Source organism: Enhygromyxa salina, assembly GCF_002994615.1.
GTDB lineage: Bacteria > Myxococcota_A > Polyangia > Nannocystales > Nannocystaceae > Plesiocystis > Plesiocystis salina_A.
Window position 1 is genome coordinate 1 of record NZ_PVNK01000067.1, and the last position, 646, is coordinate 646.

The 646-nt window shown below is 66.3% G+C and carries 1 protein-coding gene; it reads right to left on the reverse strand.

Annotation, left to right across the window (positions count from 1 at the left end):
- Positions 1-26 precede the first annotated feature (26 nt).
- Complete coding sequence (locus ENSA5_RS06110) at positions 27-416, reverse strand: VOC family protein (RefSeq protein ID WP_106390687.1); 390 nt, start codon at positions 414-416, stop codon at positions 27-29.
- Between the last annotated feature and the right edge of the window lie 230 nt (positions 417-646).

Sequence of the window (646 nt, forward strand, 5' to 3'; positions counted from 1 at the left end):
CTAGCAGCCCGGGGTGCTAGCTCGCGTTACGCCGGATCCCGGGGCTCCCACAGCTCGACCTTGTTGCCCTCGGGGTCCATGACCCAGGCGAAGCGGCCGTTGAACTCGTCGTCGGGGCCCTTGACCGGCTTGATGTTGGCCGATGCGAGTTGGGCGAGCATGCCGTCGAGGTCGTCGACGCGGTAGTTGATCATCAGCTGCGAGGTGCTTGGGGCGAACCAGTCGCTGTCGGCCTCGGCGAGGTGCCAGACGGTCGCGCCCTTCGCCGACTGTGCGCTCCGGTCCGCCTCCCAGTCGAAGACCACGCCGCCCCAGTCCTCGAGCTTCACGCCGAGGTGCTCGACGTACCAGGCCGCGAGGGCCTTGGGGTCTTTGGCCTTGAAGAACACGCCACCGATGCCGGTCACCCTTGCCATGGGCGTGGAGTCTAGCAGCCGAGGGGCCTTCGCCGCCGCAGCGAGGAGCTTTTTAAAAAGGCCCCTTGAAGACGAGAAGGCCTGAGTCGAGCGCGCAGCGCTCGATTCAGGCCTAGCAGCCCGGGGTGCAATGCATCGTGTCGCCTCGCGCCGGAATTTTTGCCGAGGGCGCGAAGCCAAAACGCCGCTGTACCGGGCGTACTGCAAGTTTTGGCGACAAAGCCCTCGGC

What these genes read in the sequence shown, in the direction of transcription:
- ENSA5_RS06110 (WP_106390687.1), bottom strand. Translation starts at nt 416, where the DNA reads ATGGCAAGGGTGACCGGCATCGGTGGCGTGTTCTTCAAGGCCAAAGAC.